19 protein-coding genes and 2 tRNA genes are annotated in these 21,055 nt (G+C 65.8%); 9 read left to right on the forward strand and 12 right to left on the reverse strand.

Features of this window, described 5'->3' with window-relative positions:
• Positions 1-32: 32 nt before the first annotated feature.
• The 7 genes from AC3WRC_RS03975 to rpsF all read right to left on the reverse strand — a co-directional run bounded on the left by AC3WRC_RS03975 (position 33) and on the right by rpsF (position 8,980).
• Entirely contained in the window at positions 33-1,523 is a 1,491-nt protein-coding gene (locus AC3WRC_RS03975) for a replicative DNA helicase (RefSeq protein ID WP_066551169.1), read from the reverse strand.
• 111 nt (positions 1,524-1,634) lie between these two features.
• The gene (locus AC3WRC_RS03980; protein ID WP_492302975.1) at positions 1,635-2,000 is read right to left on the reverse strand and encodes a hypothetical protein; all 366 of its coding nucleotides are present in this window, start codon (positions 1,998-2,000) and stop codon (positions 1,635-1,637) included.
• A 160-nt stretch (positions 2,001-2,160) separates the two neighbouring features.
• Positions 2,161-4,584: a TonB-dependent receptor plug domain-containing protein gene (locus AC3WRC_RS03985; protein ID WP_492302976.1), complete on the reverse strand. Its 2,424-nt coding sequence runs from the start codon at positions 4,582-4,584 to the stop codon at positions 2,161-2,163.
• A gap of 343 nt (positions 4,585-4,927) precedes the next feature.
• Positions 4,928-7,384, reverse strand: a complete 2,457-nt coding sequence (locus AC3WRC_RS03990; RefSeq protein WP_492302977.1) for a TonB-dependent receptor plug domain-containing protein — start codon at positions 7,382-7,384, stop codon at positions 4,928-4,930.
• A 332-nt stretch (positions 7,385-7,716) separates the two neighbouring features.
• Positions 7,717-8,301: a 50S ribosomal protein L9 gene (rplI, locus tag AC3WRC_RS03995; RefSeq protein ID WP_055754943.1), complete on the reverse strand. Its 585-nt coding sequence runs from the start codon at positions 8,299-8,301 to the stop codon at positions 7,717-7,719.
• A 1-nt stretch (position 8,302) separates the two neighbouring features.
• Positions 8,303-8,581 (reverse strand): 30S ribosomal protein S18, encoded by a 279-nt coding sequence (gene rpsR / locus AC3WRC_RS04000; protein ID WP_008259463.1) that lies wholly within the window; start codon positions 8,579-8,581, stop codon positions 8,303-8,305.
• Between the two features lie 12 nt (positions 8,582-8,593).
• Positions 8,594-8,980, reverse strand: a complete 387-nt coding sequence (rpsF, locus tag AC3WRC_RS04005) for a 30S ribosomal protein S6 (RefSeq protein WP_026108635.1) — start codon at positions 8,978-8,980, stop codon at positions 8,594-8,596.
• A 219-nt stretch (positions 8,981-9,199) separates the two neighbouring features.
• On the opposite strand from rpsF, the gene AC3WRC_RS04010 reads away from it, so the two are divergent.
• Entirely contained in the window at positions 9,200-10,792 is a 1,593-nt protein-coding gene (locus AC3WRC_RS04010; protein ID WP_174086368.1) for a carboxyl transferase domain-containing protein, read from the forward strand.
• A gap of 50 nt (positions 10,793-10,842) precedes the next feature.
• A complete protein-coding gene (locus AC3WRC_RS04015) occupies positions 10,843-11,742 on the forward strand; it encodes an enoyl-CoA hydratase-related protein (RefSeq protein ID WP_492302978.1) in 900 nt (299 codons plus the stop codon).
• Positions 11,743-11,777: 35 nt separating this feature from the next.
• Here AC3WRC_RS04015 and AC3WRC_RS04020 read toward each other — a convergent pair whose 3' ends face one another.
• Complete coding sequence (locus AC3WRC_RS04020) at positions 11,778-12,389, reverse strand: TIGR02466 family protein (protein WP_492302979.1); 612 nt, start codon at positions 12,387-12,389, stop codon at positions 11,778-11,780.
• A gap of 87 nt (positions 12,390-12,476) precedes the next feature.
• Here AC3WRC_RS04020 and AC3WRC_RS04025 point away from each other — a divergent pair, with 87 nt between their 5' ends.
• Entirely contained in the window at positions 12,477-14,438 is a 1,962-nt protein-coding gene (locus tag AC3WRC_RS04025; RefSeq protein ID WP_492302980.1) for an acetyl/propionyl/methylcrotonyl-CoA carboxylase subunit alpha, read from the forward strand.
• On the opposite strand, the gene AC3WRC_RS04030 is transcribed toward AC3WRC_RS04025, so the two are convergent.
• Complete coding sequence (locus AC3WRC_RS04030; protein WP_039247635.1) at positions 14,435-14,725, reverse strand: putative quinol monooxygenase; 291 nt, start codon at positions 14,723-14,725, stop codon at positions 14,435-14,437. The genes AC3WRC_RS04025 and AC3WRC_RS04030 overlap by 4 nt on opposite strands.
• A 104-nt stretch (positions 14,726-14,829) precedes the next feature.
• On the opposite strand from AC3WRC_RS04030, the gene AC3WRC_RS04035 reads away from it, so the two are divergent.
• The 3 genes from AC3WRC_RS04035 to metG are packed head-to-tail and all read left to right on the forward strand — an operon-like array spanning position 14,830 to position 18,396.
• Positions 14,830-15,228 (forward strand): DUF1489 family protein, encoded by a 399-nt coding sequence (locus AC3WRC_RS04035; protein ID WP_492302981.1) that lies wholly within the window; start codon positions 14,830-14,832, stop codon positions 15,226-15,228.
• 51 nt (positions 15,229-15,279) lie between these two features.
• Positions 15,280-16,638, forward strand: coding sequence for an MATE family efflux transporter (locus tag AC3WRC_RS04040; protein ID WP_492302982.1), 1,359 nt, complete (start codon positions 15,280-15,282; stop codon positions 16,636-16,638).
• A gap of 54 nt (positions 16,639-16,692) precedes the next feature.
• Complete coding sequence (gene metG, locus AC3WRC_RS04045; RefSeq protein ID WP_492302983.1) at positions 16,693-18,396, forward strand: methionine--tRNA ligase; 1,704 nt, start codon at positions 16,693-16,695, stop codon at positions 18,394-18,396.
• Positions 18,397-18,469: 73 nt separating this feature from the next.
• Here the strand turns inward: metG and AC3WRC_RS04050 are convergent, their stop codons facing one another.
• From AC3WRC_RS04050 to rlmB, 3 genes are read right to left on the reverse strand one after another with little or no spacing between them, the layout of a single operon-like run.
• On the reverse strand, positions 18,470-18,808 hold the full coding sequence (locus AC3WRC_RS04050) for a rhodanese-like domain-containing protein (RefSeq protein ID WP_055754935.1): 339 nt from the start codon (positions 18,806-18,808) through the stop codon (positions 18,470-18,472).
• Positions 18,805-19,611 (reverse strand): TerC family protein, encoded by an 807-nt coding sequence (locus AC3WRC_RS04055; protein ID WP_492302984.1) that lies wholly within the window; start codon positions 19,609-19,611, stop codon positions 18,805-18,807. The genes AC3WRC_RS04050 and AC3WRC_RS04055 overlap by 4 nt, the downstream gene beginning before the upstream one ends.
• Before the next feature lie 31 nt (positions 19,612-19,642).
• Positions 19,643-20,527: a 23S rRNA (guanosine(2251)-2'-O)-methyltransferase RlmB gene (gene rlmB / locus AC3WRC_RS04060; protein WP_354074744.1), complete on the reverse strand. Its 885-nt coding sequence runs from the start codon at positions 20,525-20,527 to the stop codon at positions 19,643-19,645.
• A gap of 149 nt (positions 20,528-20,676) precedes the next feature.
• On the opposite strand from rlmB, the gene AC3WRC_RS04065 reads away from it, so the two are divergent.
• The 3 genes from AC3WRC_RS04065 to AC3WRC_RS04075 form a co-directional block, all read left to right on the forward strand.
• Positions 20,677-20,760, forward strand: a tRNA-Tyr gene (locus AC3WRC_RS04065).
• Positions 20,761-20,841: 81 nt separating this feature from the next.
• Positions 20,842-20,915, forward strand: a tRNA-Gly gene (locus AC3WRC_RS04070).
• Between the two features lie 63 nt (positions 20,916-20,978).
• A partial coding sequence (locus tag AC3WRC_RS04075) for a hypothetical protein (RefSeq protein ID WP_007443273.1) occupies positions 20,979-21,055 on the forward strand: 77 nt, incomplete at its 3' end.

Below are 21,055 nucleotides of genomic sequence, written 5' to 3' on the forward strand. Positions count from 1 at the left end.
CTTATGCGCCAACACCGCGCCGATGGAAGAGGCTACTCGTAGCTGACTTCCTCATAGCCATGCGCCAGGTTGCCGAAGCGGACGGTGTCGGCGTCGAAAGCCAATTTGACGATGCCGATGGGGCCGTGGCGCTGCTTGCCGATGACGACCTCGGCCTGGCCTTGCAGGCGGTCCATATCCTGCTGCCATTGCAGGTGTTCCTCGGTCCCCTCACGAGGCTCGGCGCGGCCCAGGTAGTAGCTTTCGCGATAGACGAACATCACGCAGTCGGCGTCCTGCTCGATCGAGCCGGATTCGCGAAGGTCGGACAGTTGCGGGCGTTTGTCGTCGCGCTGCTCGACCTGACGCGACAGCTGCGACAGGGCGATGATCGGCACCGACAGTTCCTTGGCCAGGGCCTTCAGCCCGCCGGTGATTTCGGACACCTCCTGCACGCGGTTCTTTTGGCCCCCGCTGTTGCCGGTCGTGACCAGTTGCAGATAGTCGACGATGATCAGGTCCAGCCCATGTTCCATGCGCTTCAGGCGGCGCGCGCGGGCCGCGAGCTTGGAGATGGACAGGCCGCCGGTGGCGTCGATGTAGAGGGGGCTTTCGCCGATCTCGACCGCCGCGTCGCGCAACTTGCCGAAGTCGGTGGCGTCGATCTCGCCCTTGCGCAGCTTGTCCGAGGACACGCCGGACGCGTCGGCCAGAATACGCATCGCCAGCTGCTCGGCGCTCATTTCCAGCGAATAGAAGGCGACGACGCCGCCGTTGACCGTCTTGCGGCCCTCTGGCGTCGGCTCCCACTGATAGGCGCGCGCCACGTTGAAGGCCATGTTGGTCGCCAGCGCCGTCTTGCCCATCGACGGACGGCCGGCGAGGATCAGCAGGTCGGACGGGTGCAGGCCGCCCAGTTTGCGGTCCAGATCGTTCAGGCCGGTGGCGAGGCCGGCCAGCTTGCCTTCGCGCTGATACGCTTCGGCCGCCATCTGAACGGCGCCGGACAAGGCGTTGGAGAAGCTGACGAAACCGGAAGAAGGCTTGCCCGTCTCGGCCAGCGAATACAGGGTCTGTTCGGCCTGTTCGATCTGCTCGTCGGCGGGCGTCTCCGGATTGGGCGCCTCCTTGATCATGTCGCCGCCGATGCGGATCAGATCGCGGCGCAGCGCCAGGTCATAGACGACGCGGGCGTAGTCGGGGGCGTTGGCGGCGGGCGGCGCGCGGTCGACCAGGTCGGCGAGATAGCGCAGGCCGCCGAACTCCTGGAACGCCGGATCCTGCTTGAACCGCTCCATCAGAATGGTGGGCTCGGCCAGCAAGCCTTGGCGAATATGGTCCTCGATCGCGTCGAACAGCCGCTGGTGGAAGGGTTCGTAGAAGTGCGAGCCGCGCAGCCGGTCGTTCAACCGCTCGAACACGGCGTTGTCGAACATCAGCGAGCCCAGCAGCGCCTGCTCGGCCTCCAGATTGTGCGGCATCGAAGTGACGCCGCCGGAGTCCAGCGGAGACGACGAGAAGGGCATGGGGGCGAAGGCGTTCATCGATTAACGCTTTAGCCCTCTCACGCCCCTGCGTCAGACGCGGACGCCGCCTGGACCGTGGACAGATCGTCCCGCCTTGGGGACGAACCGGAATTCCTCAATCGGCGCGGGTCAGGCGCAGGGATAGTCGTGCGCCATCCATTCGCGGAAGGCCTGTGTCACGCTGATGTTGCGACGGCTCTGCGGAATGGCGTTGAAACGGCTCAGGATGGCGTTGGGCGAGACGCTGACCTTGTCGGGCATGCAGGTCGCAGGCTGACGGCCGGCCGCCTTGGCCTGGCTCTGTTCGGCGCGGACGGTGCGAACGGCGCCCCGGAACTCGGCCATCAGACGGCGGGTGTCCGAGCGCAGGAGAGCGGTGGGGTTCTGCGGGATGGCGTTGGCGGTGGTCAGGAATTCCTGAACCGTCATGGCGTTGGCCGCGCCGGCGAAAAGCGACAGCGCCAGGACGCCCGCTGCGATCGATCTGGTCTTCATCTGGTCCCCTCCAAAGCCCCCTCTGGCTGCGCCCAGATTGAACGGTGATATGTGTCGCAACTGGGGCGGAGCAGAACGGCCAAGCTGAAGGTTTCGTAATGCAAACAAGCAAAAGGGCGCTCCGAAGAGCGCCCCTGCCTGGCCGGCGATCAGGCCGACCTCACCATTTCAGGCTGAGGCGCGCATAGCCGTAACGACCGTTGAAACCGAAGGGCGAATAGTAGGGGAAGCCCAGAACGCCGTTGGAGTTCAGCGACGCCGGCACGAAGTCCGGATATTCGTCGAACACATTGTCCACGCCGATCGCCACGCCCACGCGCTCGGTCAACTGGAACCGGCCTTCCAGATCCACGACCGTCTTGGCCCCGGTGCTATAGTCGTTCGCCGCCGTCGATCCGGGTTGCAGCACGTCGCCATAGTAGGTGGCGCGAATCGTGGCGCCCCACTTGTCCCGGCTCCAGTCCGCCGACGCCGAAACCTTGGTGTCGGGCGTGCCGTCTTCGATGGTCAGGATGCGTTGGCGGGCGAACAGGGTCGGCACCGGGTTCAGAACCGAGGAGGACGTCGGCACGCGGTTGACAGACACATCGTTGAAGTTCGCCGCGACGGTGAAGTCGAAATCGCCGAGCGTATCGGTCGGCAGACGATAACGCCCGACGATGTCCACGCCTTCGGTCGAGGTCGAGACCCCGTTCAGGAAGAAGCGCGCGGCCTGAACGCCTTGCGGATCCAGCAGGCCGGCGACCTGGCCCGAGAACGTCCGGTTGATCAGTTCCGACAGAACGATCTGATCGTCGATGTCGATCTTGTAGGCGTCGACCGTCAGGTCGAACCGGCCCAGACGCACCACGGCGCCCACCGAGTAGTTGGTCGAGGTCTCAGCCTTCAGCGGACGCGCGCCAAGAGCCGTCGCGACCGCGCTGGTGGCCGGGAATGTGCCGGTTTCGACGACGGCGCCGTTTTGGATCACCGAGGCGGTGGAGGTGAAATACGACTGCTGCAACGACGGCGCGCGGAAGGCGGTCGAGACCGAACCGCGCAGGGCGAAGCTGGGGGTGAAGTCATAGCGGGCCGACAGCTTGCCCGTCTGGGTGTCGCCGAAATCGGAATAGTCCTCGAACCGCACGGCGCCCTCGACGCGCAGCTTGTCGGTTAGGGGAATTTCGACGTCGGCGTATGCGGCGAAGTTGTCGCGGTCGACATCCACGGCGTTCGAGGGCTGGAAGCCGACGAAGCCCTGGGCGCCGCCGGTCAGGGCGGTGTTGGCGCCCAACGGCCCGCGGTTGTAGCTTTCAGGCTGGCCGGCCTCGATCTTGTAGTTTTCCCAGCGCTGCTCCAGCCCCCAGGCGAAGTTCAGTGGGCCGCCGGACAGACCGACCTCGAACTCACGGCTGAAGTCGGCGCCCAGCACCAACTGGTCATAGATCAGGCTGCCGGACCCGAAGCTGGTCGGCGAAGTCGCGCCGTAGGTGGAGTTCAGCGAATCCTCGGTGCGGAAGTCCAGAGCATTGCGGCCATAGGTCAGGCTGATGTCCGTGTTCCAGCCCGCCAGTTCGCCGCGCAGGCCGCCGGCCAGCGAGGCGTCTTTCGAATTGATGGCGACCTTCGGCAGGAAGCCGTTCGGGTAGATCGAGGCGACATTGTTGACGTTGTCGGAAAGGCGAGGGAAGGCGGCGCCTTCGCTGTCGCGGTCCTGATAGCCGGCCCAGCCATAGGCCTCCCAGCCGTTGCCCAGGCCCTTGCCGGCGTTGGCGAACACGGTCCACTGCTCCACATCCGGATCGCCGAACCGGGCGGTGATCGCGCCGTTCGCCGCCGCACGGGGGTCATAGTCCGAGCGATTGGTCGACTCGCGGTTCAGATACTCCGCCGACAGGGTCAGAAAGCCGTCGTCGCCCAGTGAGAACCCTTGCCAGGCCGAGGCCGTAACTGTGCCGCCGTCGGTCTCGTCGCGTTCGCCGCGCGCGGTCTTCACCGTGGTGAAATACTGGCCGTAGGTCACGCTGGCGCCGCCGCCGCTGGAGGCCTCCTTCAGGCGCAGGTTCACCACCCCGGCGATGGCGTCCGAGCCGTACTGGGCCGAGGCGCCGTCACGCAGCACCTCTACCCGGTCCAGAGCGCCGGTCGGAATGGTGTTCAGATCGACGGCGGCTGACCCGCGCCCCACCACGCCGTTGACGTTGACCAAGGCCGAGGCATGGCGACGCGTGCCGTTGACCAGCACCAGCGTCTGATCCGGCGACAGGCCGCGCAGGGTGATCGGGCGGATCGAGTCCGAGCCATCGTTGGCGGACGGCCGCTGGAAGGTCAGCGACGGCACGGCCTGGGCCAGGGCCGTGGCGAACTCCGTCGTGCCGCGCGTCTGCAACGCCTCGGACGTCACGACGTCGACGGGCGCCAGGGTGTCGAGGCGCGACCGGTTCTGGACCCGCGTGCCGGTCACGACAATGTCGTCCACCTGCGCCGCCTCATCGGCGACGGGTTCGGCGCTTTGAGCAAAGGCCGGGGCGGCGGTCAGCAGGGCGAAGGTCGAGACGGTGGCGAGCAGGGCCGGTGCGGCGGCCCGTTGAGAAAGAGAGCGCATTGAGAGATTTCCTAAAGTTTGTTTTTTGGCGCGAGCGCGCATCGCCGCCGCTAACCGCGACGGGCTTTTTATGATCGGCTTGGGATTGGGTATGGCGTGCGGTCTCAGCCGCAACATCGCGCGATGGCGAGCGGCGTAGCCGTAAAACGGGGGGTGATCTTCATGGCCTCTCCAACCGCAAGGTCGGGGAGATCCCGGCGGTCATGGCCATATCAGGGCGAAGGTGCGGCGGGTCAATCGACGCAGGCGGCCATGTTTTGTTGCGGCAGTCAGTAGGAAATCTATTGCCACGCAAAATGGGGCGCTCCGAAGAACGCCCCATTCGAGTGGGATATCAGTTGGCTTAAAAGTTGTAGCTCAGACGGCCGTAGAAGAAGCGGCCGTTGAAGCCGTAAGGCGAGTAGCTCGGGTAGCCCACCGAACCGGTCGCGCCGTTGATGTTGGTCGGCGTGGCGGTTGGATATTCGTCGGTCAGGTTGTTCACGCCGACAGCGAGCGACACGCCGAACGGTAGGGTGTAACGGCCCTCCAGATCCACCAGCAGCGCGTCGCCCGTTTCGTAGTCCAGGGTGGCGTTGTTGTTGGCGACCAGAACGCTGTCGTAGCTGGTGCCCTTCAAGGTCGCACCGAAGTCGCCCAGCGACCAGTCCACGCTGGCGACAATCTTCTGTTCCGGCGTGCCTTGCTCAAACGACAGTTTGGAAGAGCGGTCGAAGAGGAAGGCGTCGGACGGGGCAATGGCGAGGTTGCTGGGAACCGCTGGCGTCTTGGTCACTTCGGTGGAGTTGAAGTTGCCCGCCAGTGTGAAATCGAACCGCCCGAAATCCTGCTGCGTCCGATAGCGCGCCACGACATCGACGCCGCTGGTCGAGGTGTCCACACCGTTCAGGAAGAACCGCGCGCCGGTCACGCCGAACGGAGCGAGCAGAGCCTGAATGGCAGCCGTGGATTGCGCCGTCTGGCTGGGCCGCGACACGCCGAGCGTCTCGGAATAGATGATCCGGTCAGCGACATCGATGCGGTAGGTGTCCACCGTCAGTTCGAAGCCTTCATGTCGGAAGACCGCGCCGAGCGAGTAGTTGGTCGAGGTCTCGGGCTCCAGCGGCTTTGAGCCCAAGGCGATCGCGATAGGATCGTCGACCCGGTACGAGCCGTTCTGCTGCAGCACCACGCCGCCCGCTGTGGCGACAAGGTTGGTGGCGATGTAGCTGAAGTACTGTTGCTGAAGGGCTGGCGATTTGAAGCCCGTCGAAATGGCGCCACGCAGGGCGAAGGCCTCGGTGAAGTCGTAGCGTCCCGAAATCTTGCCCGTGAACTGATCGCCGAAATCGGAATAGTCCTCGTAGCGCCCGGCCAGACCGACACTGAACTGTTCGGAGAATTTGCCCTCCAGGTCTATGTAAGCGCTGATGTTGTTGCGATCGACATCGACCGCATTGGATGGCGCAAAGCCAGGGAAGCCCTGCGATCCGGCGCCGCCGGCCGTGACGGGGCCCTTGTTGTAGGATGTCGGCTCGCCTGCGGTGACGTTGAAGTCCTCGCGTCGGTATTCGACTCCGAAGGCGACGTTGAGCGGTTCATACAGGTTCGCTTCGATCTGTTTCACCGCATCCACGCCGATGGTCAGTTGACCGTAGCTGAGGCCGCCGGCGTCGAACTGGGTCTGAGACGCGGCGCCATAGGAGGCGTTCAGGGAGTTCAGGACGCGATAGTCCAACTCGTTTCGGCCGTACCCGACCGAGATATCCCAGTCGAAGCCGGCGGCGGGGCCTTTCAGGCCGCCGTATATATTGTAGTCGTCGATGTCGGCGGCGATGATTGGCAGGAAGCCATTGGGATAGATGGCGGTGACGTTGTTTGAGTTGTTGAAGGCGCGGGCGGTCGCCGCAGCCTCGGACTTGCGCTTCTGATAGCCGCCGAAGGCATAGGCTTCCCATTCGCCGCCAAGCGGTTTTCCGGCGTTGAAATAGCCGGTGTAGGCTTCTGTATAGGGATCGCCGAAGCGACCGATGACGGTGGTCGCACTGCCTCCGTTGACGGCGGTGGTCGCCGCGTAGTCGGAGCGATTGGTGGGCTGGCGTTTCTGGACTTCGCCCGAAAGGGTCAGGAAGCCGTCGCCAAACAGGGGCAGGCCGACCCAGCCGGCGAGCGAGGTCTGTTCGCCGTCGCGGCGGCTGTGCTCGCCGCGCGCGGTCGTGAAGTCGGTGTCGTAGATGCCGTAGTTGGCGGTGATGCCGCCGCCGCTCGACGCCTGACGCAGACGCAGATTGATGACGCCGGCGATGGCGTCGGCGCCATATTGCGCCGAAGCACCGTCACGCAGGACTTCGACCGAGCCAAGGCTGATCGACGGAATCGTATTCAGGTCGAAGGCTGTGGAGCCACGGCCAAGCGCGCCGTTGACGTTGACCAGGGCGCCGACATGGCCGCGCTGACCGTTGATCAGGACAAGGGTCTGGTCAGGAGCCAGACCGCGCAGGGTTGCCGGACGAACATGATCCGAGCCGTCGGAAATGGCGGGACGAGGGAAGTTGATGGACGGCGCGGTGGCGGCGAGGGCCGCGGCCAATTCTGTGCCGGTGCCCTGTTTCGCCAGAGTTTCGCCGGTGATGACATCGACGGGCGCGACGCTGTCGAGCCGGCTGCGCCCGACGGTGCGCGTGCCGGTGACGACGATCTCATCGACATCGGTGGCTTCACTTGACGGAGGGGTGGTCTGAGCGAATGCCGATGAGGCGATGAAGAGAGCGCTGGTGGAGGCAAAGGCCAACAGGGCCTGACGACCGTATCCGATTTTCATTGATAGTCCCCGACGATGCACGACAGCCCTCTGTGTCGGCGCTCGGCAGGCCGCCATGCCGTCGCCCTGAGCCAGCTTCTCAAGAGGCGCAATAATCTTGCGCGTATAATCGAAACGCGAGCCGCGATTGCAGGCTGTGACCGCAATGTGACGACGTCAAGCAAGCTTAATGTCTAGATGTCCGTCTGGGAGATCAATGATCTGGGTTTGTTGTAATCTTGTCATAGATCAAGGTGGCGATCGGCCGTGCGGTTGGCGACCGTCTGCCGCGCAGCAAAAAGGGCGCGTCCCTTGCGAGACGCGCCCTTGATGTCGTTTGGGATCCGGTCGGATCAGGCTTCGTCGCCGAAGCCTTCTTGTTGACCGGCGCCGCCTTCGATCAGTTCCTGGGCCGATTGCTCGGCGGCCTGGCGCTCATCGTCGAACTGGCTGCGGATCACGTCCTCGCCCTTGGCTTGGCGCTCGGCCTCGTCCATCGAGCGGGCGATGTTGATCTTGACCGTGGCGCGGACCTCGGCGTGCAGGCGAACCGGCACTTCGTGGACGCCCAGGCTCTTGATCGCCGTGTTCAGGACGACCTGCGAGCGCTCGACCTTGCCGCCTTCGGCCTGGATGGCCTCGGCGACGTCGCGACCGGCGACCGAACCGTACAGGTGACCGGTTTCACCGGCCTGACGGATCATGACGTAGGTCTGGCCGTCGATCTTGTCGGCGACCTTCTGTGCATCGGCCTTGTTCTTCTCGTTGCGCTGCTCGATGGCGGCGCGGTCGAGTTCGAACGCCTTCAGGTTGGCGGCGGTGGCCCGGCGGGCCTTGTCGCGCGGCAGAAGGAAGTTACGGGCGAAGCCGTCCTTGACGGACACGACGTCGCCGATGGCGCCGAGATTCTCGACGCGTTCAAGCAGAACGACCTTCATCTCACTTCACCACGTAAGGCAGGAGGGCCAGATAGCGAGCGCGCTTGATGGCCTTGGCCAGTTCACGCTGCTTCTTCTGGGAGACGGCGGTGATGCGCGAAGGCACGATCTTGCCACGTTCGGAGACGTAACGCTGCAGCAGCTTGACGTCCTTGTAGTCGATCTTCGGCGCATTGGCGCCCGAGAACGGGCAGACCTTGCGGCGACGATAGAAGGGGCGGCGGCCGGCGGCGCCGGAGCCCGCCGGTGCGCCCGGGGTCGGGGCGGTGGTATCGGTCATGTTCCGGGTTCCTTATTCGGCGTCGGCGGCGGCGTCGTCGCGCGGGGTGCGCTCGCGCTCACGCTCGCGCTCACGCTCGCGGCGGGCCAGCAGCGGCGACAGTTCCAGGTCGAGTTCCTCGACGCGGACGGTCAGCCAGCGCAGCACGTCTTCGTTGATCGACAGCTGACGCTCGACTTCGGCCATGGCGGCCGGAGGGGCGTCGACGGCCAGCAGCGAATAGTGAGCCTTGCGGTTCTTCTTCACGCGGTAGGTCAGGTTGCGCAGACCCCAGTATTCGATCTTTGCGACCGAGCCGCCACCGGCGACGATCAGATCCTTGATGGTGTCATTTAGCGCTTCGGCCTGTTGCGCCGAGATATCCTGGCGCGTCATGACCGTGTGCTCGTAAAGAGCCATGCGGTAGTCTCCCTTGTGGGCGTCGGCGCGGAAACGACCGGGTAAGTCGGTCTCCACGATGGCTCCTGGCGCGGCGGCCGGACCGAACGTCCAACCCTTTGGTGCTCCGCGACAGGACCGAAGCCCTGGAAAGGCGGGGCCTATAGGCGAAAAGGGGCGAGGAAGCAAGGATGGCGGCAGACGCTTGTGGCGCCCCTCGACCCCGCCTAAACCAGCCCCATGCCGAAGCTGACGTCCGCGGTCGATCCGCAAAGCCAAAAATACAAGTCCCTGCACGCGCACAACAGCGCCCTGGTCGCCGAGTTGCGCAACCATGTGGCCAAGGCCGCGCGCGGCGGGTCTGACAAGTCCCGCGAGCGTCACGTCGCTCGCGGCAAACTGTTGTCGCGCGACCGCGTCGAGCGCCTGCTGGATCCCGGCTCGCCCTTCCTGGAGATCGGGCAGCTGGCTGCGCACGACATGTATGACGGCGAGGCCCCGGCGGCGGGCGTCATCGCCGGCATCGGCCGCGTTTCGGGCCGCGAGGTCATGATCGTCTGCAATGATCCTACGGTGAAGGGCGGCGCCTACTTCCCCATGACGGTGAAGAAGCACCTGCGCGCCCAGGAGATCGCCGAGCAGAACCGCCTGCCGTGCGTCTATCTGGTCGATAGCGGCGGGGCCAATCTGCCGCACCAGGCCGAGGTGTTTCCCGACCGCGACCATTTCGGCCGCATCTTTTTCAACCAGGCCCGGATGAGCGCCAAGGGCATCGCCCAGATCGCCTGCGTCATGGGCCTGTCCACCGCCGGAGGGGCCTATGTGCCGGCCATGTCGGACGAGACGATCATCGTCAGAAACCAGGGCGCCATCTTCCTGGCCGGGCCGCCCCTGGTGAAAGCCGCAACCGGCGAGGTCATCTCGGCGGAGGAGCTGGGCGGGGCGGAGACCCACGGTCGTCGCTCGGGCGTGGTCGATCATGTCGCCGAGAACGATGAGCACGCGCTGGAGATCGTGCGCTCCATCGTCGCCAATCTGAACACGACCAAGGCCGTCGAGATGGATGTGCGCGAACCGCGCGCGCCGGCCTTCGACGCGGAGGAGCTGTACGGCCTGATCCCCGACGACGTGCGCGCCCCCTATGATGTGCGCGAGGTCATCGCCCGGCTGGTGGACGGGTCGGAGTTCGACGAGTTCAAGAGCCTGTACGGCTCGACCCTGGTGTGCGGGTTCGCGCGCATCTGGGGCTATCCGGTCGCCATCCTGGCCAACAACGGCGTCATCTTTTCCGAAAGCGCCCAGAAGGGCGCGCACTTCATCGAACTGGCCTGCAAGCGCAAGATTCCGCTGCTGTTCCTGCAAAACATCAGTGGCTTCATGGTCGGCGGGAAATACGAAGCGGGCGGCATCGCCAAGGACGGCGCCAAACTGGTGACGGCCGTGGCCTCGGCCGAAGTGCCCAAGTTCACCGTCCTGATCGGCGGGAGCTTCGGAGCCGGAAACTACGGCATGTGCGGCCGGGCCTATTCGCCGCGCTTCCTGTTCACCTGGCCCAACAGCCGGATCGGGGTCATGGGCGGCGAGCAGGCCGCCAGCGTCCTGGCCACCGTGCACCGCGACGCCGAGACTTGGTCCCCTGACGACGCCGAGGCCTTCAAGGCGCCGATCCGCCAGAAGTATGAGGACGAGGGCAATCCCTATTACGCCACCGCCCGCCTGTGGGACGACGGCGTCATCGATCCGGCCCAGACCCGTGATGTGCTGGGCCTGGCCATCAGCGCCAGCCTGAACGCCCCCATCCCGGAGACGACGTTCGGCCTGTTCCGGATGTAACCTATTGGTCCGCGCCTCGTTGTGAGCGGACACGCAGTTTGGAGACCCCCATGGCCGATCAACCGACCGAAGCCGACCTCAACGCCCTGGACGTCACCGACGCCGAGGCGGCCGAGATCAACAGCATCGCCCAGCCGCTGCTGCCCGATGCGGCGCCGGACGCCGACGATGATCTGGTGCAGATCGATTCGACCACCGACGGCGTCGTCTTCGTCACCATCAACCGTCCGCAGAAGAAGAACGCCTTCGACGCGGCGACCATCGCGGCCCTGCACGAGGCGTTCGAAACGCTGCACGGCGCGGACCGGGTGCGGGCCGTCTTCATTCGGGGGGCGGGCGGCACCTTCAGCGCCGGGGCCGATCTGAACTGGATGCGCGACGCCGCCGGCTGGTCCGAGAGCGACAACCGCGACGACGCCATGGGCCTGGCGAAAATGCTGAAGGCCCTGCACGACATTCCCGCCCTGACGGTGGCGGTGGTCGAAGGCAACGCCATGGGCGGCGGAGCGGGCATCGTCGCCGCCTGCGACATGGCGGTGGCGGTCGAGGGGGCGAGGTTTGCCTTCTCCGAAGTCAAGCTGGGTCTGATCCCGGCGACCATCGCCCCCTATGTGATCGAGGCCGTCGGCGCGCGCCGCGCCCGCCAGTTGTTCCTGACCGCCAACGCCTTCGACGCCGACTACGCCGCCCATGCCGGCCTGATCGACTTGGTCCTGCCCGAGGGATCGGTGGACGAGTTCATCTCGATGCTGAGCGACAGCCTGACCAACAATGCGCCGGGCGCGATGGGCGAGGCCAAGCGTCTGGTCAACGACATCGCCCACCACAAGATCGACAACGGTCTGATGGATGAAACCGCCAAACGCATCGCCCGCGCCCGCGTATCAAACGAAGGCCGCGAGGGCGTCGCCGCCTTCCTGGAAAAGCGCAAGGCCAGCTGGACGGTTTGAATGCGCTGATCGGCCGCCGGAAACGGCGGCCGATTTCAGGCGTAGTTGAAGCTGATCGAAATCCGGTCGGCCTTGGCCAGGTTGGTCGGCACCTCGTGCCGCAGCCAGCTTTCCCACATCAGCACCGTGCCTGCCTGAGGCTGCAGATAGACGAACGGCCGCTCGGCCTCGCTCGCGTCATCGGTCACCGACGGGCGGGCCATCATGAAGGGCAGGCGGGGATCTTCCAGCTTCAGCGATGAGGCGCCGTCTGGCACGGCGATATAGACGGTGCCCGACAGGAAGGCGTGCGGGTGGATGTGACCTGTATGGCCGCCGCCGGGCTTCAGGATGTTGACCCACAGATTGTCGAGGCGGGGTTTGCGCGCCAGGTCGAAGTTCAGGGCCTTGGCATAGGCGACGGCATGGCGATCCAGGTGACGCTTCAGCTCGGCGAACTCGGGGAACCGCTGCGGCAGGTCGTCCAGCGAGCCGTAGGAGGTATAGCCGCGATAGGCGTTGGCCTTGCACCACCGGCGGCCGGCCTCGTCCTCCTCGGCCATCATCCGGATGACGTCGATCAGCTGTGCGTTGAAGTCAGGCCAGCCACGCCCTTCGGCGAGGGAGGCTTCATAGACCTGGGTGACGAAGAGGGGGCGCAGGGACATGGGAGGGGCTTAACGCCTGCCGCGTCGCGTGAGAAGGGTCGTGCTCTGCCTCTCGCCTGATGCGCACGATCCGGCTAAGACCGCTTCATGTTCAAGTCCGTCCTTGTCGCCAATCGCGGCGAAATCGCCTGCCGTGTCTTCCGCACCGCCAAGCGGATGGGGATTCGCACCATCGCCGTCTATTCCGAGGCGGACGCCAACGCCCTGCATGTGCGCGAAGCCGACGAGGCGGTGCTGATCGGACCGGCGGCGGCGCGCGAAAGCTATCTGGACGGCGCCAAGGTGCTGGCGGCGGCCAAGGCGACAGGGGTCGAAGCGATCCACCCCGGATATGGCTTCCTGAGTGAGAACGCCGACTTCGCCGAGGCCGTCGCGGCGGCGGGCCTGGTCTGGATCGGGCCGGACCCGTCCTCGATCCGGGCGATGGGGCTGAAGGACGCGGCCAAGGAGCTGATGATCCAGGCCGGGGTGCCGGTGACGCCCGGCTATCAGGGCGCGGACCAGTCGGAAGAGACCCTGACGGCCGAGGCGGCGCGGATCGGCTATCCGGTGCTGATCAAGGCGGTCGCGGGCGGCGGCGGCAAGGGGATGAAACGGGTCGATGATCCGGCCGATTTCGCCGCCGGTCTGGCCAGCGCCAAGCGCGAGGGGGCTGCGGCCTTCGGCGACGACCGGGTTCTGATTGAACGCTACATCACCCGCCCACGCCACATCGAGGTGCAGGTGTTCGGCGACAAGCACGGCGAGGTCGTCCACCTTTATGAGCGCGACTGTTCGCTGCAACGCCGCCACCAGAAGGTGATCGAAGAGGCGCCCGCGCCGGGCATGAGCGAGGCCGTGCGCGCCGCAGTGACCGGGGCCGCGATCAAGGCGGCCCGGGCGGTCAACTATGTCGGGGCCGGGACCATCGAGTTCATCGCCGACGCCTCGGACGGGCTGAAGGCGGACGGCGTCTGGTTCATGGAGATGAACACCCGGCTGCAGGTCGAGCATCCCGTGACCGAGAGCGTGACGGGCGTCGATCTGGTCGAATGGCAGTTCCGCGTGGCGGCGGGCGAGCCGGTCCCGTTGAAGCAGGATCAGATACAGCTAAACGGCTGGGCCATGGAGGCACGTCTGTATGCCGAGGATCCCGCCAACGGCTTCCTGCCCTCCATCGGCAAGCTGGAGCATTTCGTCATGCCGGACGGCATCCGCGTCGATACAGGCGTGGAGCAGGGCGGTGAGGTCAGCCAGTTCTACGACCCGATGATCGCCAAGCTGATCGTGCATGAAGACACGCGCGAGGCGGCGGCGGCGCGTCTGGCCGAGGCGGCGGGCGAGGTCGAGGTCTGGCCGGTCAAGGCCAACGCCGGCTTCCTGAAACGCTGCCTGGAGCATCCGCGCTTCGTCGCAGGCGACGTGGACACTGGCTTCATCGCGGCGGAGGAGGCGGCTTTGCAGCCGCAGCCTTCCGACGAAGCGACGCTGGCGGCTCTGACCCTGATTGCGGAAGCAGCGGCGGATGCGGTCGATGCGCGTTCGGACCGGTTCAGCCCTTGGGGCGGCCAGCCAGGCCTGTCCTATGGCGTGCGTCTGAATGCGCCGGCGCAGACGACCGTCTGGGCCCATGTCGACGGTCAGGGCGTGTCCGCTGCGGTGACGCCGGTCGAAACGGGCTGGCGCGGTTCTCAAGGAGAACTGGCCCACGTCGGGTTCGACCAGGTTCAGGCGGGGGATCGCCTGTTCGGCTATCAGGCCGTCGATGACGGGTTTGTCCTGTTCGTCGATGGCGAGGCGCGTCGCGTCACGCCCTATCGCGCCGCCGTGGGTTCAGGCGCGGGCGCGGTGTCGGATGGTTCGCTGCGCGCGCCCATGCCGGGCAAGATCGTCGCGACGCCGGTCAAGGCAGGGGACGCTGTGACGAAGGGCCAGCCGGTCGTGGTGCTGGAAGCCATGAAGATGGAACACGCCCTGACCGCGCCGTTCGACGGCGTGGTGGAAAGCGTCGCGTCTCTTGGCGACCAGGTCGTCGAGGCGGCCGTGCTGGCGGTGGTGAAGGCGGACTAAAGCCCCACGCCGCCGATCGGGCGCGTCACGACCGTGTCGCCCCATAGCGCGATCAAGCCGAGCGCCGGACGCATCACTCTGGATTCGCGGATCGTGTTGAACCAGGCATCGTGCGAGGCCTTGCTCATCCAGACCTCTGTGACGAGCAGGGCGTCGGCGTCATTCACATCGTGCGCCACGACGTAGCTGTGGCAGCCCGGTCGCTTCACATTGGGATCCAGCAGGCAGAGGCCCAGTTCGTCGCGGCGGCCGGGATGGGCCGTCAGGCGGGTAATCAATCCGTACATACTGGTCCTAAAGGCGCTGGGCGAACTGAGCGGCGCGAGCCGATGGTTAGCCCTCTAAGATTAAGAATCTGGCCAATGCGTTTAAGGGGCACTACGTGGTCGCCATGCCGCTTCACATGATCAAGCTGGGCGTCGGGGTGCCGGACGTCGAATGGCTGGAAACCCGCGCCGCCAAGGGCGGGCCGCTGGTGGTTCATACGCGAATGACACCGAAACGGGCGACCGAGATCGAGGACGGCGGCTCTCTTTACTGGGTGGTGAAGGGAACGATCGTCTGTCGACAGCCGGTGCTGGACATCACAACCTTGGGCGAGGGCAAGCAGATCCGATGCGAGATCACGCTCGAACCCAAAGTCATTCGCACCGCGCCCATGGCTCGGCGTCCCTTCCAGGGTTGGCGATATTTCGAGCCAAAAGATGCGCCGGTCGATCTGACCGACCTCGACGCTGGCGAGGCTCCGGAAGAACTGGTGCGTCAGCTGCGCGAACTGGGCGCCTGGTAGGCCAAGCCCTCAAAGTTTTTGGGAGTTGACCCCGGCGAGTCGGCGTGGCCTGTGCCGCGTCCGATGATCGCGCTCAGCCCCCAGACCCGTACCGCCTTCCGCGACCTGCTGAACCTGGCATGGCCGGTGATCCTGGCGCGCATCGGCATCATGACCATGGGGCTGACCGACGCCATCGTGGTGGGCAACTATTCCAGCCAGGAACTGGCGTTCCATTCTCTGGCCTGGGCGCCGACGTCGATCGTGGTGACGACGGCGGTGGGCCTGATGCTGGGCGTGCAGGTGGTGACGGCGCGGATGCTGGGCGAGGGGCGTCGGCACGCGGTCGGCTCGGTGCTGCGTCGCGGCCTGACCTATTCGTTGCAGATCGGCGTCGTGTCGATGATCGCCCTGATCGCCATTGGCCCGTGGGGACTGGGCAAGCTGGGGCTGGAGGACGGTCTGGCGGAGGGCGCGGGGCCTGCCCTGGTGGTGTTCGCCCTGTCCATGCCCTTCTATCTGGTCTCGGTGACGGGCCAGTTCTTCCTGGAGGCTCTGGGCCGGCCCAAGCCCGGCATGGTGGCCATGTGGGTGGCGAACGGGGTCAATCTGGTGCTGAACATCGTGCTGGTCCCGGACCTGCTCGGCTTCGGCTTCGACGGCGCCTTCGCCTCGGCCTGGGCGACGTTCGGGGCGCGGGCCGCGCTGGCGATCTTTCTGGTGATCTACATCCTGCGTCTGCCCGAGGCGCGGGCGCTGGGCATCTTCGACAAGCCCGAGCGCGATCCCAAGGCCGCGCGCGAACAGGTCAAGGTCGGCCTGGGCGCCGGCGCATCCTATTTCATCGAGGTCGGGGCCTTTTCCGGTTTCACCTTCTTCGCCGGTCAGATCGGTACGGCGGAGACGGCGGCCTGGGCGGTTGTGCTCAACGTCTCGGCCATCGTCTTCATGCTGCCGATGGGGCTGTCGTCGGCGACGGCGGTGCTGGTGGGCCGCAGCTATGGCGCCGGCGACGGGCGAGGGGTGATGCGCGCCGGGCTGGTCGGGCTGGGCGTCGTGACGGCCCTGACCTTGGTGGTCGCCCTGCTGGTCTGGCCCAGCGCCCATCTGATCGTCGGCGCCTACAATCGCGACCCGGCCCTGCTGGCCATCGCGGCGCCGGCCCTGGTGCTGGCGACGCTGTTCTTTGTGGCGGACGGCATTCAGGTCGTGGCGGCGCAGGCCAACCGCGCGGCAGGCGACGTCTGGTGGCCCACCATCATGCATTTCGCCGCCTATGGGGCGGTGATGATGCCGCTGGGCTGGGTGCTGGCGCACCAGATGGGCGTCAACGGCCTGGTGTGGGCGGTGGTGATCGCCAGCCTGGCGTCCTCGACCCTGCTGACCGGGCGTTTCATCCGTATTGCGCGCCGTCTGCCGCAAGGCGTTTGAGGAAACCGCGCCACCGCTCTATATCCCTGCGCTTCCCCGAACACCTGGACGATCATGGCCCGCATCCTTATCACCTCGGCGCTGCCCTACATCAACGGCATCAAGCACCTGGGGAATCTGGCGGGCTCGATGTTGCCGGCCGACGTCTGGGCCCGGTTCAAGCAGGCTCAGGGGCATGAGGTGCTCTATATCTGCGCCACCGACGAACACGGCACCCCGGCCGAACTGGCCGCCGCCGCGGCCGGTCAGGATGTGCGCACCTATTGCGACGAGCAACACGAGATTCAGAAGGCCGCCGGTCAGGCCTTCGGCCTGAGCTACGACTGGTTTGGCCGGTCGTCGAACCCGCAGAACCATCGGCTGACCCAGCATTTCGCCGAGGCGCTGGAGAAGAATGGCCTGATCGAAGAGCGGGTGGATCGGATGATCTATTCGATCGACGACGCCCGCTTCCTGCCCGACCGCTATGTCGAGGGGACGTGTCCGCACTGCGGCCATGTCGGCGCGCGCGGCGATCAGTGCGACAACTGCGGACGCCTGCTGGATCCGACCGACCTGATCGATCCCTATTCGTCAGTGTCGGGCTCCAAGAACCTGGAGGTGCGCGACACGCGTCACCTTTATCTGCTTCAGACCAAAATCGAGCCGGAAATCCGCGCCTGGGTCGACGGCAAGACGGGCTGGCAACAGCTGGCCAAGTCCATCGCCTACAAACATCTGGACGAGGGGCTGATCGACCGGGGCATCACCCGCGACCTGGCCTGGGGCGTGCCGGTGACCAAGGAAGGGTTCCCGCGTCCAGGCATGGAGGACAAGGTCTTCTACGTCTGGTTCGACGCCCCCATCGAATATATCGGCGCGACCGAGGAGTGGGCGCAGGCGACCGGCAATACGTGGCGTGACTGGTGGCGTTTGGACGAGGGGGCGGAGGACGTTCGCTATGTCCAGTTCATGGGCAAGGACAACGTCGCCTTCCACACCGTCAGCTTCCCGGCGACCATCATCGGCTCGGGCGAGCCGTGGAAGACCGTGGACCAGCTGAAAGCCTTCAACTGGCTGAACTGGTATGGCGGCAAGTTTTCGACCAGCCAGAAGCGCGGCGTCTTTATGGATCAGGCGCTGGAGCTGCTGCCCGCCGACTACTGGCGCTGGCGTCTGACGGCCTATGGGCCGGAGCACGCGGATTCGGCCTTCACCTGGGAGGACTTCCAGGCCTCGACCAACAAGGACCTGGCCGACGTGCTGGGCAACTTCGTCAACCGCATCGTCAAATTCGCGGAATCCAAATTCGACGGCGTGGTGCCCGAGGGCGGCGAGGCCGGACCGGTCGAGATCCAGCTGGAGGCCGATATCAAGGCCGCCGTCGCCGAGGCGACCGAACAGTTGGAAGCGATGGAGTTCAGAAAGGCCGCTGTCGCCATCCGCGCCGCCTGGGTGTTGGGCAACGAGTATCTGCAGGTCGCCGCGCCCTGGACGGCGCTGAAGACCGATCGAGACCGCGCGGCGGTCGGGGTGCGCACGGGTCTGAACCTGGTGGCCCTGTTCGCGCGTCTGGCCGCGCCGATCCTGCCGTTCACCGCGCCCAAGATCGCGGCGTCGGTTGGGATGGAGGACCTGAGCTGGCCTGGCGCCGACGAGGATCTGCTGAACGTCCTGCCCGTCGGCGGCAAGGTCGAGGCCCAGGGTGTGTTGTTCGCCAAGATCGAGGACGCCCAGGTCGCGGAATGGTCCGAACGCTTCGGCGGCGCGGACGGCTGATCCACCCCACGTGTGTTGCAAAGAAAGAGCCGCGCTCGGGATCGAGCGCGGCTTTTGTCTGTGCGTCCTTTGATCAGTCCTGTTCGGCGAACACGATGGGAAGCCCCGCCGCATTCCAGGCCTGGATGCCGCCGGTCAGGTTGAACAGCGGCTGGCCGTCGGGGCCGGTCGGGCCGACAAAGGCGCAGACCTGGTGGCTGCGGCCGCCCTTCAAGCATTGGACGATGATATTCTTGTCGGCCGGAAGGTCCAACGCCTCCCAAGCGGCGGGCATCTGGCTGAGCGGCGCCAGGATCGCGCCGTCGATGCGGGCGGCGGCGAACTCGTGAGGCTCGCGCACATCGATCAGCACCGCTTCGCCGGCCTGCAGCCAGGCGGCGGCCTCTTCGACGGTGACCGTGGCGACGGTCATGGCGCGACCGTCGGTTCGGCGGGCGCCGGCGTCGGGCTGTCCCCGGTGCGCTTCTGGCCCAGATGTTTGGCCGCTTCCTCGGGACCGATCTCAAGGAAGGCGGGGGCCGAGGCGTTGAATTCGTCCATATGGCCGGTGCGCACCACCACTTGACGGGCGCCGTCCCAGATCATGTGCAGGGCGACATAAAGGACGACGACCAGACCGATGTAGCCGATCCAGCTGAAGCGGTGCAGAAGCTTGGCGATATAGGTGGCGGCGACGCCCATCAGGGCGATCGACAGGACCAGGCCGAAGACCATGATCCAGGGGTGTTCGTGCGCGGCGCCGGCGACGGCCAGCACATTGTCCAGCGACATGGTGATGTCGGCGACCATGATCTGAAGCAGGGCGGCGCCGAAGCTCTTGCGCTTCAGGCCCAGTTCCTCGGGCGACGGTCCAGAGCCGTGCTCGATGCTCATGGCCAGTTCGAGTTCCTTTTCGGCCTCGGCCTGGTCGTGCGTGGCTTGCTCGCGCAGTTCGCGCCACATCTTCCAGCACACCCACAGCAGCAGCAGGCCGCCGGCCAGCAACAGGCCGACCAGAGCCAGAAGCTGCACGGTGATCAGCGCAAAGCCGATTCGCATGACGACGGCGGCGGCCAGGCCGATCAGAATGGCCTTCTTACGCTGGTCCTGGGGCAGGGCGGCGGCGGCCAGGCCCACGGCGACGGCGTTGTCGCCGGCCAGGACCAGATCCATCAGCAAGACCTGGCCCAGGGCCGTGGCCTGGCTGGCGAGTTCGGGAGACGAGAGGAATTCCATTTCCGCTCCTTAGCCTCGGTGCGGCGTTCTGTCAGCCGCGTTGCGCGCGCGCCGCTTCATAAAGCGCGACCGCCGCCGCGTTGGACACGTTCAGGCTCTCGAATCCGCCCGGCATGGGGATTTTGGCCAGGACGTCGCAGTGTTCGGCGACCAGACGACGGATGCCGTCGCCTTCGGACCCCATGACCAGAACGGTCGGCTGATGATCCAGCGCTTCTTCCAGCGTCTGTTCGCCCGTTCCGTCCAGGCCGACCGCGCGCCAGCCTAGATCGGCCAGCCGCTCCAGCGCACGAGACAGATTCGTGACGCGCGCATGAGGGAGGCGTTCGGTGGCGCCGACGGCCGCCTTGGCCAGGGCGCCGGCCAGGGCCGGGGCATGACGGTCCTGAACGATGATTCCCCGCGCGCCGAACGCCAGGGCCGAACGGAAGATGGCGCCCACGTTCTGGGGGTCGGTCAGCTGATCCAGCATGACGATGACGCCCTCAGCCGGATCGGCCAGCTCTTCCAGCGACACGCCCTCCAGCGGTTGGACCTTGAAGGCCAGTCCCTGATGCACGGCGCCGGGGGGCAGCATCCGGGTCAGGGCCTGGATATCGACCACCTCGATCTTATGGCCGTTTGCGAGAGCATTGTTCTCGATCTCGGCGGCGCGCTCGGCCGTGGCCAGCAGACGACCCATGCCGCGACGGGCGGGATTCGCCAGAGCGGCCAAAACCGGATGTCGGCCCCACAGAAAATTATCGGCGTCCGACTTGCCCCGATCGGGCGAACGGGGCTGGCGAGGAGTTTCCTCGCGCCGGCCAAACCCTTGCGCAGCGGGCTTTTGGCCCTTGTCGCGGGGGCCGTCGGGACGGTTTCCGAAGACCGGTTTTTTACCGCTTTTACGGTCGTTGCGTTCTGATTTCGACGACACTATAAGACGCCCTCCGATTTGGAGCCCCAAGGGCTTTCGGGTCTGGGCGCCCCCTCTATCCTAGAGGAGGCGACAAGCCGAAGGCTTTTGTTTCGTCCCGCTTCTTTATGGGCGGAAACGAGGGGTCCGACGGTTCGACAAGGCGCGCTGGGGGAATGTCCCGAGTGGCAAAGGGGGGGGACTGTAAATCCCCTGCGTAAGCTTCGAAGGTTCGAGTCCTTCTTCCCCCACCACGCGCCTTGACGGATACGACGGATCAGGACGACGGAGAGGAACCGGCTGCGGCGTTCCGAAAGAACTTCCGTAGTCTCCGCGCGGGTATAGCACAATGGTAGTGCAGCAGCCTTCCAAGCTGAGGATGTCGGTTCGATCCCGTCTACCCGCTCCAGGTTTTTAAAAGATCAGCATCGCGCCCCTCCGCTGACGGACCCGGGCCATCAGGAGTTTGGCCATGGCCAAGGAAAAGTTCGAACGGACGAAGCCGCACTGCAACATCGGCACGATTGGTCACGTTGACCACGGCAAGAC

The organism is Brevundimonas sp. EU05-FHT14B07, assembly GCF_058790795.1.